Genomic DNA, 13,566 nt, shown 5'->3' with positions numbered 1-13,566 from the left:
CGGCTTATCCGCCGCCCGGCACCAAGGTCGGTTTCCCCTCAAGCGCGCTCCACCCCCGGATGATCGGGGTCCCAAGGGGGGTGGGCCGGGTGGGTCAGTTGCTTTCCGTCGGCTCCTCGGCGTTGCGCCAGACCGTCACGTCGACGGTGACGTACTTGCTCGGGTCGTTCTCGCCGGACTTGCCGCGGTAGGTGACCACCGCCATGTGGCCGGCGTCGCTGCGGACACAGATCTGTGAACCGGGGGTCAGCTGGTTGAGGCTGATCTTGTCGGTGTAGCGGGTCTCCGTGCGGCAGGTCTGCAAGGAGCCCTTCTGTGCGTTGTTGAGGAGTACCAACTTGCCGTTGTCGGTGCCGAGATTCTGGTTCCTGGTGACCGTGTCGTCGTAGTAGTAGTAGAGGTCGCCGCCCATGTACATGGCCCCGGTGTCGCCGCCGTCGAGCGGCTTGGGCGGGTTGTCTCCGAGCTTGAGGTAGTAGTCCTCGGTGAGGTCGATGCCCTTGTAGGTCGCCGGCTTGGGGTCGGGCCGCGTGGCACCCTTGGCCGAGTCGCCCGAGGTGCCGGAGCTCGATGAACCGGAGGATCCGGCCTGGCTGTCATCCTTGTCACCGTCGGGGAGCAGCGCGCCGATGACCGCCAGTGCGGCGAACACGCCGATCACCACCCCGGCCACGATCAGCCCCGTCCTCTTCTTGGGCGGGGGTGGCGCGTTCCAGGGCCGGGGGCCGGGCATGCCCGGGTGCGGCTGCGCGTAGCCGCGGTTCCACTGCGGGTGCGGGGTCGGGTAGCCCTGCCCGGGGGCGGGCGTCGGATACGGGGCAGGCCCCGCGACGGGCTGGTAGTGCGCCGTGTTCGCGTACGGGGAAGGGGGTGGTGTGTGGGGGCCGAACGCGGTGGGTGCGTGGGGCGGCATACCGGTTGCGGGTGTGGCCGGCGCGGTCGGCGGGTGCGCGGTGGGGATACTCGCGGCGGGTGGGGGCGTCGGTGCGGGTTCCGGCAGGCGCAGCCGCTCGGTGATGGAGCTGGCGAACGTCTGCGGGAGCCAGTCCTCGCCCTGGCGCAGGGGGGTCGGGGACAGCTCGTGGCACTTTTCGATGATCTGGTTCAGGCTGGGCCGGTCGGCGGGGTCGCGGCTCAGGCAGTGGGACACCAACGACCGCAGCAGATCGGGGAGTTGGCTGAGGTCGGGGTCCTCGTGGACGATCCGGTAGAGGACCGCGTGCGAGGAGCCCTCGCCGAAGGCCGGTGCGCCGATGGCGGCGAAGGCGGTGATCTGGCCCAGCGCGAACACGTCGGTGGCCGGGGTGACGGTGCCGGCCGCCGCTTGTTCCGGGGCCATGAAGTGGGGCGTGCCGACGGACACGCCGGTGCCGGTGAGCGAGGTCGCGTCGGCGGCGCGGGCGATGCCGAAGTCGATGACGCGCGGGCCGTCCGCGGCGAGCAGGACGTTGGCGGGCTTGAGGTCGCGGTGGACGATCCCGGCACCGTGGATCACCGTCAGGGCCTCGGCGACGCCGACCGTGAGCAGGAGCCCGCTGCGCAGCGGGAGTGCACCGTGCTGGCCGACGGCGTGCGCGAGCGAGGGCCCGGGCACGTACGCGGTGGCCAGCCAGGGCTGTTCCCCCTTCGTGTCGCCGTCGATGACAGGTGCGGTGTACAGCCCCTGCACCCGCTGTGCGAGCGTGACCTCCTGCTCGAACCGGCGCCGGAATTCGGGGTCCTGGCTGAACTCCGGCCGGATCACCTTCAACGCGATGGGCCTGCCGCCCGGCGTGTAGGAGAGGTACACCTTGCCCATGCCGCCCGTGCCGAGAACGGCGGCCAGGCGGTACCCGCCCACCACCGGTGGATCGTCGGCCCCGAGCGGCTGGAACAGCTCCGCCGAAGGTGTCACCATGTCGCACTCATCCCTGCTCAAGGGCAGCCGACGCCACCCGATCCCCGAAGTCCCCGGAAAGATACCGAAAGAGCGGACTGTATCTGTCATCTGTGCCGCAACAGTCGCGCTACAGAGTCGGGTTCCGCCCCGGTCCACGGCCGAGCGGGGTCACCGCGAGGGCCCCGGCACTCGACGCCAGGGCCGGAGGCATGGCGTCGTCGGAGATGAGTGATGAGGACGACGCGGTGTCCAGGGGGACGGATGCCAGTGCGTCCGGCCATGATGCGTCCGCCGTCACCCGAGCACTCACCTCGGCCGCCTGCCAGATGCCGCCACCGCCGCTGCCGGTCGAAACGTTTCGGATCCATGGGCGAATGATGCAGAGGGGTTGACGCGTCCCGACGGTCACCCAGCATCCTTAGCGTCCGAGCAGTCGTTACACGTTCGAAACATCGAACATGCGGTGACTGCCGAGCTGTGCCCGCGCACGTCGGCACGCAGACCATGGCCACACGACCGCCGCCTCAAGGAGCACCACATGTCATGTTCTCGTCATCCGGTGAACCGCCGTGCCGCGCTCGCAACGGGCACCGGCCTGCTCGCGGGAGGCATCCTGCCCGCAGTGACACCCGGACAGGCGTCGGCCGACCCGGCCGCCGGCTCCTCCCCGCCCCTGGCCGCCAACTACACCAACCCCGTGCTCTGGCAGGACTTCGCGGACATCGACATCATCCGCGTGCAAGACACCTACTACTGCTCGGCCTCGACCATGCACTACTCGCCGGGCGCACCGATCCTGCGCTCGTACGACCTCGTGAACTGGGAGTTAGCGGGCCACTCCGTTCCGAGGCTGGACTTCGGGACGAAGTACGACCTCAACGGCGCCCGCGGCTATGTCCGGGGCATCTGGGCCTCGTCACTGGCCTATCGGCCGTCCAGCAGGACGTTCTACTGGGTGGGTCAGATCGACTTCGCGAAGTCCTACGTGTACACCGCCCCAGCCGTCGAGGGACCCTGGAACCGGCTGACCACCATCGACACCGCCTACTACGACGCGGGGATGCTCGTCGACACCGACGACACCCTGTACGTGGCGTACGGGAACAGCACGATCAACGTGGCGCAGCTCTCCGCGGACGGCCGCACCCAGGTGCGTACCCAGCAGGTGTTCAGCACGCCGTCGAGCATCGGGACCTTGGAGGGCTCCCGGTTCTACAAGATCAAGGGCAGCTACTACATCTTCCTCACCCGTCCCGCCAACGGCCAGTACGTGCTGAAGTCGACGAGCGGACCCTTCGGGCCCTACACGCTCCGGCAGGTGCTGCTCGACCTGCCGGGGCCGGTCTCCGGCGGCGGCGTCCCCCACCAGGGCGGGCTCGTCCAGACCCAGTACGGGGCGTGGTACTACATGGCGTTCGTCGACGCCTATCCAGGCGGCCGGATCCCCGTCCTGGCCCCGGTCACCTGGACCGCCGACGGCTGGCCCACCGTGCAGCTCGTCAACAACGCCTGGGGCAGGACGTATCCGCTCCCCGTCGTGCCCGCGCCGCCCCGGGCGGTGGAGCCGATGACGGGCGTGGATCACTTCACCGGGACTTCTCTGGCGCCCAAGTGGGAGTGGAACCACAACCCCGACAACACCAAGTGGTCGGTGGGCGACGGACTCATGCTCAGCACCGCGACCGTCACTAGCGACCTTTATTGGGCACGCAACACCCTCACCCACCGCATTCCCGGGCCCACCTCCACCGCGACGGCGCTCCTGGAGTTCTCCGGGATGCGGGACGGGGACCGGGCGGGCCTCGCGCTGCTTCGCGACTCCTCCGCCTGTATCGGCCTGATGCGCGACGGTGACGGCACCCGCGTGGTCATGGTCGACGCCCTCACCATGGACGCCAACTGGAAGACGACCGGCACAGGCACGGTACGGGCGAGCGCCGACGTCTCGGGCACCCGTATCTGGCTGCGGGCGAAAGCGGACATCACCCCTGGCGCGAACAGGACCGCCAGGTTCTCGTACAGCACCGACGGCACCTCCTTCACCTCGTTGGGACCCGCGTTCACCCTGACCAACGCCTGGCAGTTCTTCATGGGCTACCGCTACGCCCTCTTCAACTTCACGACCGGGTCGCTCGGCGGCTCCGTCAAGGTCACCCGGTTCGAAGTGGCCACCCCCTGAACCCGTCAGTACATCTGCCCACCTCCCCCTCCCCCTCCCCTCCTGGAAAGGGCACGTCATGTCGTCCTCCGTCAGCAGACGCCGTCTCCTCGCGATCGCCGGGGCCACGGCCGTGGCGTCGACCGCTCCCTCCCTTGTCGGCGGTTCGGTCGCGCGGGCGGCGGTCGTCCTGCCGGCCCGTGCCGATACGGGAGTTCTGGCCCATGGATTCGAGCCGGGACAGGTCCGCCTGACCGCGAGCCGGTGGCTGGACAACCAGAACCGTACCGCCGCGTATCTCCGGTTCGTCGATGTGAACAGGCTGCTGTACGTCTTCCGCGCCAACCACGGACTGTCCACGGGCGGGGCCGCCGCGAACGGCGGCTGGGACGCGCCGACCTTCCCCTTCCGCAGCCACGTCCAGGGGCACTTCCTCACCGCCTGGGCGCAGTTGTACGCCGTGACCGGAGACACCGTGAGCCGGGACAAGGCCACGTACATGGTCGCGGAGCTCGCGAAGTGCCAGGCCAACAACGGCGCCGTCGGCTTCGGTGGCGGATACCTCTCCGGCTATCCCGAATCCGACTTCACCGCCCTGGAACAACGAACCCTGAACAACGGCAACGTGCCGTACTACACGATCCACAAGACCCTCACCGGGCTGCTGGACGTGTGGCGGTACATGGGCAACCTCCAGGCCCGGGACGTGCTGCTGGCCCTGGCGGGCTGGGTCGACACCCGTACCGGCCGGCTCAGCACGGCGCAGGTGCAGGCCATGCTGGGCACCGAGTTCGGCGGCATGAACGCCGTACTGACCGACCTCTACCAGCAGACCGGCAACGCGCGCTGGCTCACCGTGGCCCAGCGTTTCGACCACGCCGCGGTGTTCGATCCGCTGGCGGCCGGACAGGACCGGTTGGCCGGTCTGCATGCCAACACCCAGGTACCGAAGTGGATCGGCGCCGCCCGCGCGTACAAGGCCACCGGAACCGCCCGCTACCGGACCATCGCCGTCAACGCCTGGAACACGTGTGTCGGTACGCACACCTACGCCATCGGGGGCAACAGCCAGGCGGAACACTTCCGTGCCCCCGACGCGATCGCCGCCTACCTGAACCAGGACACCTGTGAGAGCTGCAACACCTTCAACATGCTCAGCCTCACCCGGGAGCTGTACACCCTCGACCCGGACCGGGCCGCACTCTTCGACTACTACGAACAGGCGTGGCTCAACCAGATGACCGGCCAGCAGAACCCGGCCGACCCGCACGGCCACGTCACCTACTTCACCCCGCTCAACCCGGGCGGGCGGCGCGGCGTGGGCCCCGCCTGGGGCGGCGGCACCTGGAGCACCGACTACACCACCTTCTGGTGCTGCCAGGGCACAGGTCTTGAGATGCACACCCGGCTCATGGACTCCGTCTACTTCCACGACGGCGGCACCACCCTGACCGTGAACCTGTTCGTCCCCTCGGTCCTCACCTGGAGCCGGCGCGGCATCACCGTCACGCAGACCACGTCCTTCCCGGCGAGCGACACCAGCACGCTGCGCGTCACCGGCGACGCCACCGGGACCTGGACCATGCGCATCCGCGTCCCGAACTGGACCACCGGAGCCTCCATCAGCGTCAACGGCGTCCCGCAGAACGTCACCACCACGCCCGGCAGTTACGCCGCTCTCACCCGCTCCTGGACCGCCGGGGACACGGTGACCGTCCGCCTGCCCATGCGGGTCGTCGTGCGGCCTGCCAACGACGATCCCAAGGTCGCCGCCGTCACCTACGGTCCGGTCGTCCTGTCCGGCGTCTACGGTGACACCGCACTCAGCGCCCTGCCCTCCCTGGACACCGCCACGGTCAGACGAACCAGCACCGACGCGCTCACGTTCACCGCCACCGCGAACGGCGCGCCCGTCGCCCTAGGCCCGTTCCACAACGCACACGGCCACAACTACACCGTCTACTGGAACATCGGCACCGCCCCGACCACACCCAGCGCGCGCCTCGTCAACGCGGGCAGTGGCCTCGTCCTGGGCATCCAGGACATGTCCACGGCGGACGGCGGCCGAGCCCTCCAATGGACGGACAGCGGCACCGCGGACCACAACTGGGAAATGATCGCTGACGGCGCCGCCCTCCGCTTCCGCAACGCCCACAGCGGCAAGGTCCTCGGCGTCCTCGACATGGCCACGACCGACAACGCGACCGTCCTCCAATGGGCGGACAACGGAACCGCGGACCACCGCTGGACCCTGCTCGACCAGAACGACGGCACCTACAAGATCCGCAACGAGCACAGCGGAAAGCTGCTCGCCATCACGGGCAACTCCACGGCCGCGGGTGCGTTCGCGGTCCAGGACGCCGACAACGGGACGGCCGACAACCGCTGGCGCATCGTGCGCAATTGAGCCTTGACCCACGATCCGGAATCGGCGTCCGGGGGACGGTGCGGCGCTCCGGACAGCAGGTCGTCGACGGGGCCGCCACTTCGTCGAAGCGTGCCTACGGGCACCACTCGCTGATGGGGTTCGTCGACCACGGGCCGGGCGGCACCGGGGAGCCGGTGGCGGCCCTGCTCAGGCCGGGAAACGCGGGCTCGAACACCGCGGCCGGCCGCATCACCGTTGCCTGGACTGGTCGGCCGTCAGGCGTTCGGCCGTTTTCGCCGCGGTCAGCCGCTCGTGGACCAACTGGTTCATGGCAGACCGTTGTTGGGCAGTCAGTGTGGTCGCGGCCAGGCGTTTGCGGATCGCGATGACGTGCGTGGGGATGCGAAGGCGCAGGGCGCATGTGGCGTCGTCCGTCGCGACAGCGATCTCCCGCCGTCGTAGCGCGGCCGTGGCCCCCTGTTTGCCGTAGGCGGCTTTGAGCTGCTCCTGGGCGTCGGCCGGGAGGGTGTAGCGGTAGCCGGTGGCGGTCATGCAGGTGCTCCACTTCCGCATCAGAGCCGAATAGCCGGTGTCGTGCTGGACGCGGGTGCCGAGGGCAGCGCTGAGGTTTTGCGGAACGGATCTCAGTTGGGCGTAGGTCACCAGGGTGCCGTAGAGCCGTTTGCGGGCGGCGGGTTCACAGCCTCTGGTGGAGAGGGTCAGGGTGGTGCCGGACATCCGGATGTCGCGCAGGTCGGAGGTGGTTCCGCGCAGGGCCGCCATGAAAGCGGCCGCTTTCTTGTCGGGAAGCTGCTGAACGTATTGGTCGTTCGTCTTTATCGCCGTTGTCGTAGCTACGCTCGACGTCGATTTACGGGCCGCATGGGAAGCGAATTGTGCGTACAGCCCGTAGCCGTGGACGCGTCGTTGGGAGAGGTTCACGTCGAGACCCTGCGGCGCAACGGCATCGATCACGTAGGGGAATCCTTGGGCCTGCATGCAGGAACGGATGAGTTCGGACTCAGCGAGGGAGAGTGCTTCCTCGTTCCTTGTGTAGGAGCCTGATCTGGTCAGCAGATCGAGTGCGGCCGGGGTGATGCCGGAGGTGGTGGACCGGGACGCGGCGTGACTCGCGCAGCCGGTCAAGGCGAGCACGCCGACAACGGCGCAGGCGAGGAGCGCGCGGCTTGTGGAGGTACGTGGGCGTGAGCGGAAGGCAGGGGACATGAGGCTGGAACTCCCTCGAACGGGACGCCCTGGGGGCCGGGGACCGGAGCGGCCACCCGGCCCCCAGAGGGTCACTTACGGGCCGGCAAGGAACCCGGATGCGGTCAGGGTGCTTGCCAGGAGTTCGACGAGACCGCGTTGTTGAAGGTGGAGTTGAAGTTTCCTCCCGTTCCACGGGCGATGAGACCAGGGGTCCCCGAGTAGCCGGCGGCGGTCCACACCACGGCGTTGTAGCTCGTACCGTTGTTGTAGTCGGACGAGGCGCAGTCGTTCCATGTCCTGCTGGGGCAGGAACTGTGCGAGAACGCGGTCCAGTTGGAATTCGTCCCGGACAGCTGCCCAGGGCCGTCGACGTAGCCCGTACCGTTCCAGAAGCAGAGATTCGTGGACGCGCAACCGGACGGCGCTGCCAACGGCTTGACGACCGTGGCGGTCAGATACGACGAGGCGGACGCTGAACTGTCCTTGTTCGCCGGTACGGGCGAGCTGGCGGCGGCCGTGCCGACCAGCGAACCGAGCAGCAGGAAGACTCCTGCCAGCACGGCCAGCATTCTTTTCACGATGTTCCCCTTCTAAGGGTCGGTGATGTGGCGGAAAAGTGCCCTGATCAAACGGTGGCGCGAGGCAGGTGACTGCGTTTGGCATTGCCATGAGCGCTCAGGTCCGTTCATGCTGTGTCAGCAGGCTTTCCATTCCGAGGTCCACCAGGGATTGGCATGCCCCGAGCCACCCGCACTGCTTTCCGGCTCGCCTGGGCGACAACCGGTCCGCCTGTCGAGCCCGACACGGCCGGGCCCTCCCCCGGGGGTGCCATGCCGTGTACCGGTCCAGCGACGTGGACACTGGCAGGCGCCGCTGTTCGCCGACAGGTGATCAGCGCCGGATGGGATGCCTGGACGCGGCACATTCGGTGACCTGGCGCTTGGGACGACCTACTGGGATGCGCGTGGGACGCGCACCCGAAGCAGACTGCGATCCCGGTCGTCGGCACCGAACAGCGGTGCGCCGACGGACCGTGGACTCGACCAGATGGAGATGCCACACGACGCAGGGGCCCGGGATCGGGTAGCTGGCCTGGACGGCGGTAGGGACCGAGGGGTGGATCGCCATGGCTCAGACGGTGCAATTCGACGAATTCGCTGCTTGCCTGAGGGCGTTGAAAAAACGTGTGGATCTCAGTTATCAATCGCTTGCGCACAAGACCGGTATCAGCAGCTCCAGCCTGCACCGATACTGTTCCGGCTCCTGTGTCCCCCAGGATTACGGGCCCGCACACCGGTTCGCTGCGGTCTGCGGTGCCTCACCGGAGGAACTTCGGCGTCTGCACCGACTCTGGGCCCTGGCGGATGCCAGCCGGGGCTCGGCGCAGTACCCGAAACCGGAACCTGCGCCCCTCCCTGGTCCCAGGCCCGCGTCGGCGACGGAGCCCGAGCCGGTGCTCATGGCGGCAGGGGATGTACCACGGCGGCGACGGAAGCTGCTGGTCATCGGCCTGACCGCGCTGGCCGTGGCGCTGGGGACAGCGTGGGCGGCCGTGAGCAGGACCAACGTCCTGAGGGGCGCCGGAAGACAACGGTCTCCTTCTCTCTTCCGAAACGTGTATGCAACCGGTGAACGTGAGCAGTTGTTGTCATTCCGGACTGAGGGCGGTGTTTTCGCTGGTCAGAGGTAGGGGCGGTGATTCTGGCCGAGCAGACGACCCTGGTGAGCAGCCCTCAACAGGCATCCGAGACCGGCCGGATGCGGCGGAAGCGGGCGCCCGGCTGATGCTTCCTCCTTCGCAGGAAAGAGATCAGGAGGAGTGCGGCGGCGACGGCGATCAGGACGAGTGGCGTCACGTCGGCCAGGAGGGTCAGCAGCAGCCCGGCCGAGTCGGCCTTGTCGCCGAGTTCCCGCATGCTCGCGGGAGTCACGCGGAACGTGAAGGAGGAGACCGGCATCAGGGAGGTCGGTTCATCGCCGACGGTGGTGCTCGCCACGACGGTTCTGCTCACCGTCTGGTCGATGGCGATGCCGGTCCGCTGGTCGATGTAGGCGACCAGCGTCGAGCGGCCCTGGTAGGCGATCGGCACCGGGTCCGGCAGAGCGGACAGCGCCGCGGGGGTGAGACGGGCCCGGGCCGTGGAGTCGAGTTGGGGCAGAAGTTTCTCGACCAGCTTCTTCGGCAGGGCGGGCGGCAGTGGTGCGAGTACCGCGGGGTCCTTGACCGGGGCCGACACCGTGATGTCGTAGACGTTCACCGCTCGGCCTTCACGCTTCGCGGTTCCGGTGTAGCGGACCGGCACGATCGAGCGCGTCGTCGAGTCGTAGTACCTGTAGGAGTTGTCCTGTGCGGCGTCCGGGGGGAAGGCGGAGCTCAGCGCACCGCGTGAGGGTTCCACGGACTTCGAGGCAGGGGGTGACGTTCCCCGTCTGCTGTCCCTGTCGAGGGCGTACGTCTTGGCGCTGGGCAGGGACTGCTTGCCGAGGTGGATCGTCGTGGCGTCCTTGAGCACGGCCGTGTCGCCGTGGGTGGAGGTGACCTGTACCCGGCGGTCGACGGTGATGGGGATGTCGGACTTGAGCGCGTGCGCGGTGTCTGCGGACTGCAGGGCCTTGCTGTCCAGCATCATGGCCTCACCCGCGTAGTGCACCGTCTGGTCGGTGTCATCGGGCAGCTTCGTGGCGTCAGGGGCGAGGACGAAGCGGACGACTGTCGCGACAGCGACCAGGACGACGGCCAGGGTGATGAGCACGATCGACGAACGACGAGCGGACACGTAGTCCTCTCTTCCTGTTCTGGGCACGGTGGTGGTCACATGTTCTCGGCGCCTGCTTTGATCGCTTCGCGGATACGGGGATAGGTGCCGCACCGGCAGATGTTGCGGATGCCGTCCAGGTCGGTCTCGGTGACCGAACGGCCTTCCTCCTTGACGCGGCGGACCAGGGCGACGGCGGCCATGATCTGGCCGGGCTGGCAGTAGCCGCACTGGGCCACGTCCTGGTCGAGCCATGCCTCCTGCATCGGGTGCAGGTCCGCTCCCACGGTGGCCGGGAGCCCTTCGATGGTGGTGACTTCGTCGGACGGCCGCAGATCGCCGACGGGGATGGCGCAGGGGTTGGCCGCTCTGCCGTTGAGGTGGCTCGTGCAGGCCTTGCAGACGTTGATGCCGCAGCCGTACTTCGGTCCGGTGATGCCGAGGATGTCGCGAAGGACCCAGAGCAGCCGCTCGTCGTCCGCGGCGTCGACGGTGACCTGCTCGCCGTTGAGGCGGAACGTGTGCTCAGGCACGGAAACTCCCTGTCTCGACGCACATCAGCGGACGTGGTCCAGGCCGTCGGTGGGTGATGCGGGAACGGGCGGGACGGTGGGTTTGGGGGTGAAGGAGAGGGTGCCGTGATTGATGGGGAAGTCGGTGGGCATGGCTCCGGTGGCACGGCCGTACGCACACGCGACCGCGGCCATCGACGCGGCCACGCCGAGTTCTCCGGCACCGCCGGGCTCGCCGGTACTGGTCGGCATGACGACGACCTTCAGCTCGGGTGGTGTGTTCCACTGCCGGGTGTAGAAGTAGTTGTCCCAGCTGGCCTCCAGGAAGTGTCCGTCGCGCAGGTGCAGGCTGGAGGTCAGGGTCAGCGCGATGCCGTCCATGAGACAGCCCATCATCTGCGCCTCGAGACCACGCGGGTTGACCGCGAGGCCGACATCCACGGCGATGACCGCTCTGGTGACGCGAGGGCCGGCGACACCGTCGCGGACGGGGCGGTCGACCGTCTCCGGGCGGCAGTCGAGTTCCACCAGCACCGCGCTGGCGGCGTGGTACTCGGAGTGGAAGGCGATGCCCTGAGCCGTACCGGCCGGCATGCTCCGGCCCCAGTTCCCGACCTCGGCGACCTTGTCCAGCACCGAGCGGAAGCGGTCGTCCCGCAGGAAGTCGTGCCGGAACCGGTAGGGGTCCTTGCCCATCCTGGCGGCGAGTTGATCGACGAGGAGTTCCCGGGCACAGGTGACATCGGGAGAGTAGACGTTGCGCATGCTGCCGGTGTTGAAGCCCTTGTCGGTCTCGCTGAGGAGCCGGCTGTTGGAGCCGAAGTCGTACGGCATCGACTGGGAGAGCTGGAAGAAGAGCTCCGAGAATCCGATGTCGCCCACCGGGAGTCTCGCGGCCAGGGCGGTGAAGATCTCCCCCAGGCCGTGACTGAGATCGGTGGAGACGCTGGTGTGCCGCTGGGTGTAACTGAGAACGGTGTTGCCGAGGTAGGCGATCCGCGCCCGGGAGATCGCCATGGGATGGGTGCGGCCCTGGCGGGAGTCGTCGGCGCGATGCCACATGAGCCTGACCGGCTTGCCGATCTTTTGGGAGACCTCGACAGCCTCCAGCGCGGCGTCGAAGAAGAGTTTGCGGCCGAAGGAGCCGCCTCCCTCGGTGACATGGACGGTCACCGAACGCAGCGGCAGGCCGAGCTTGGCGGCGATGGCCTCCCTCGCGACGATCGGTGCCTTCAGGCTCGACCAGATCTCGGCACGGTCGGGGCGGACGTCGGCGATGGCGCAGTTCGGCTCCAGTGCGCTGTTGCTGCGGAAGCGGAAGGTGAACCTGCCTTCCACGCTCGGCGTCAGCGGCGGGAGCCCGAGGGGCAGTTCGGCCGCTCTCAGTTCCTTCAGCACCACATCGTCGGACTTGCCTTCCGCGCTCCCGGCCTTCCACGACACCTTCAGGGCACGTACGGCGTCGATGCACTGTCCGAACGTGGCCGCGCGCACCGCCACCCCGGTCGAGATCACGACGACGTCGGTGACGCCGGGCATGGAGCGGACCGCGGGCAGGTTGGACACCGATCCGACCTTGCCGTTGATCGTCGGCGGGCGGCACACCATGGTCGGCATGGCGTCCGGGACGTCCAGGTCCAGCGTGAACTTCTTGCGTCCGGTGACCGCGGCGAGGGCGTCGACGCGGCTGTGCGGTCTTCCGATGACACTGAACTGTTCACGCGGCTTGAGGTCCACGGTCACTTGTTCGGTCCGTACACTCGCGGCCCTCTCGGACAGCGTCCCGATGTCGGCCTTCCGGTTGCCGGGGCCGGTGACGACTCCCGCCTTCAGAGCCAGCTCGCCGACCGGGGCCTTCCACTGTGCTGCCGCCGCCTGGAGCAGTCGGCTGCGGGCGATGGCCGCGGCGACCCGGATCGGGGTGTACGTCGAGAACGTCGTGTTGGATCCGCCGGTGAGCTGGTTGAAGAGCAGCTCCGGTCGCGCGTCCGCCAGGGTGACGTGGACCCGTTCCAGGGGCACGTCGAGTTCCTCGGCGATCAGCATGGCCGTCGACGTGGTGATGCCCTGGCCCACTTCGGCACGCGGCAACGCGAAGGACACGGTGCCGTCCTTGTTCACCTCGACGGTGATCAGACCGGAGGTCGGGAGGGCTGCCGCCGTCATCACGTCGTTGAGATCGATCAGTTCGGTGATCTCCGGTGAGGGGATGTCCGCCCGCGCCCCGGGTGCGGAGACGAGTTCGGCCGCGGCCGTCAGCGTCGGAGCGGCCAGCACGTAACCGAGGAACCGGCGTCTGGCGAGAGGTGCCGGGCCGCCTTCCTGCCGTGCCGAGGGATCAGTGCCTGTCACGAACGGCCTCCCCCCACCTGGATCGCGGGTTCGGCGGCCGGCTGTCCGTGGACGGCGACCCGGCAAGGAGCGCCCGGGCCGTCCCATCACTGCGCAGTGTCGTCATCGTTCCATCTCGGGTTCATGGTCGGGGAGTTCGGCTGACGGGCCCGGGCGGTACGTGCCGTCGTGGCGCGTACGGACAGGTCATGGGCCGGGGGGGGGGGGGGGGGGGGGGGGGGGGGCCCCCGCCCCGGAACCCCCCAGCCTGCCCCCACGGGGGGGGTGGGGTTTGGGGACTCCCATGTGCCGCCCCCTCCCCCCCCAAAGAAAAAAAAAAAAAAAACCCCTCC

General features: G+C 68.4%; 9 protein-coding genes and 1 pseudogene. 4 read left to right on the top strand and 6 right to left on the bottom strand.

Features of this window, described 5'->3' with window-relative positions:
* Positions 1–94 precede the first annotated feature (94 nt).
* Complete coding sequence (locus tag ACZ45E_RS29665; protein ID WP_468226329.1) at positions 95–1,897, bottom strand: serine/threonine-protein kinase; 1,803 nt, start codon at positions 1,895–1,897, stop codon at positions 95–97.
* A 520-nt stretch (positions 1,898–2,417) separates the two neighbouring features.
* Here ACZ45E_RS29665 and ACZ45E_RS29660 point away from each other — a divergent pair.
* The 3 genes and pseudogenes from ACZ45E_RS29660 to ACZ45E_RS29650 all read left to right on the top strand — a co-directional run.
* Positions 2,418–4,058, top strand: coding sequence for a glycoside hydrolase family 43 protein (locus tag ACZ45E_RS29660; protein ID WP_468226326.1), 1,641 nt, complete (start codon positions 2,418–2,420; stop codon positions 4,056–4,058).
* A gap of 58 nt (positions 4,059–4,116) precedes the next feature.
* Entirely contained in the window at positions 4,117–6,444 is a 2,328-nt protein-coding gene (locus ACZ45E_RS29655; protein WP_468226323.1) for a beta-L-arabinofuranosidase domain-containing protein, read from the top strand.
* 71 nt (positions 6,445–6,515) lie between these two features.
* A pseudogene (locus ACZ45E_RS29650) lies at positions 6,516–6,665 on the top strand (IS1380 family transposase); the annotation flags it as partial.
* On the opposite strand, the gene ACZ45E_RS29645 reads toward ACZ45E_RS29650, so the two are convergent.
* Positions 6,655–7,632, bottom strand: coding sequence for a hypothetical protein (locus ACZ45E_RS29645; RefSeq protein ID WP_468226320.1), 978 nt, complete (start codon positions 7,630–7,632; stop codon positions 6,655–6,657). The pseudogene ACZ45E_RS29650 and the gene ACZ45E_RS29645 sit on opposite strands and share 11 nt — an antisense overlap.
* A gap of 104 nt (positions 7,633–7,736) precedes the next feature.
* Positions 7,737–8,183, bottom strand: a complete 447-nt coding sequence (locus ACZ45E_RS29640) for a peptidase inhibitor family I36 protein (protein WP_468226621.1) — start codon at positions 8,181–8,183, stop codon at positions 7,737–7,739.
* A gap of 557 nt (positions 8,184–8,740) precedes the next feature.
* Here ACZ45E_RS29640 and ACZ45E_RS29635 point away from each other — a divergent pair.
* Positions 8,741–9,304, top strand: a complete 564-nt coding sequence (locus ACZ45E_RS29635) for a helix-turn-helix domain-containing protein (protein WP_468226317.1) — start codon at positions 8,741–8,743, stop codon at positions 9,302–9,304.
* A 43-nt stretch (positions 9,305–9,347) separates the two neighbouring features.
* On the opposite strand, the gene ACZ45E_RS29630 is transcribed toward ACZ45E_RS29635, so the two are convergent.
* From ACZ45E_RS29630 to ACZ45E_RS29620, 3 genes are read right to left on the bottom strand one after another with little or no spacing between them, the layout of a single operon-like run.
* The gene (locus tag ACZ45E_RS29630) at positions 9,348–10,391 is read right to left on the bottom strand and encodes a porin PorA family protein (RefSeq protein ID WP_468226315.1); all 1,044 of its coding nucleotides are present in this window, start codon (positions 10,389–10,391) and stop codon (positions 9,348–9,350) included.
* 35 nt (positions 10,392–10,426) lie between these two features.
* The gene (locus ACZ45E_RS29625; protein ID WP_468226312.1) at positions 10,427–10,903 is read right to left on the bottom strand and encodes a (2Fe-2S)-binding protein; all 477 of its coding nucleotides are present in this window, start codon (positions 10,901–10,903) and stop codon (positions 10,427–10,429) included.
* A gap of 24 nt (positions 10,904–10,927) precedes the next feature.
* Positions 10,928–13,234: a molybdopterin cofactor-binding domain-containing protein gene (locus ACZ45E_RS29620; protein WP_468226310.1), complete on the bottom strand. Its 2,307-nt coding sequence runs from the start codon at positions 13,232–13,234 to the stop codon at positions 10,928–10,930.
* Between the last annotated feature and the right edge of the window lie 332 nt (positions 13,235–13,566).

The organism is Streptomyces sp. NPDC030991 (genome assembly GCF_055571235.1).
The sequence above is the reverse complement of the archived record's forward strand: the minus strand, read 5'-3'. Positions and strand labels throughout refer to the sequence as shown.

Bases quoted from the DNA above. Each gene is read 5' to 3' on its own strand.
- ACZ45E_RS29665 (WP_468226329.1), bottom strand. From the start codon at position 1,897: ATGGTGACACCTTCGGCGGAGCTGTTCCAGCCGCTCGGGGCCGACGAT.
- ACZ45E_RS29660 (WP_468226326.1), top strand. From the start codon at position 2,418: ATGTCATGTTCTCGTCATCCGGTGAACCGCCGTGCCGCGCTCGCAACG.
- ACZ45E_RS29655 (WP_468226323.1), top strand. From the start codon at position 4,117: ATGTCGTCCTCCGTCAGCAGACGCCGTCTCCTCGCGATCGCCGGGGCC.
- ACZ45E_RS29645 (WP_468226320.1), bottom strand. From the start codon at position 7,632: ATGTCCCCTGCCTTCCGCTCACGCCCACGTACCTCCACAAGCCGCGCG.
- ACZ45E_RS29640 (WP_468226621.1), bottom strand. From the start codon at position 8,183: ATGCTGGCCGTGCTGGCAGGAGTCTTCCTGCTGCTCGGTTCGCTGGTC.
- ACZ45E_RS29635 (WP_468226317.1), top strand. From the start codon at position 8,741: ATGGCTCAGACGGTGCAATTCGACGAATTCGCTGCTTGCCTGAGGGCG.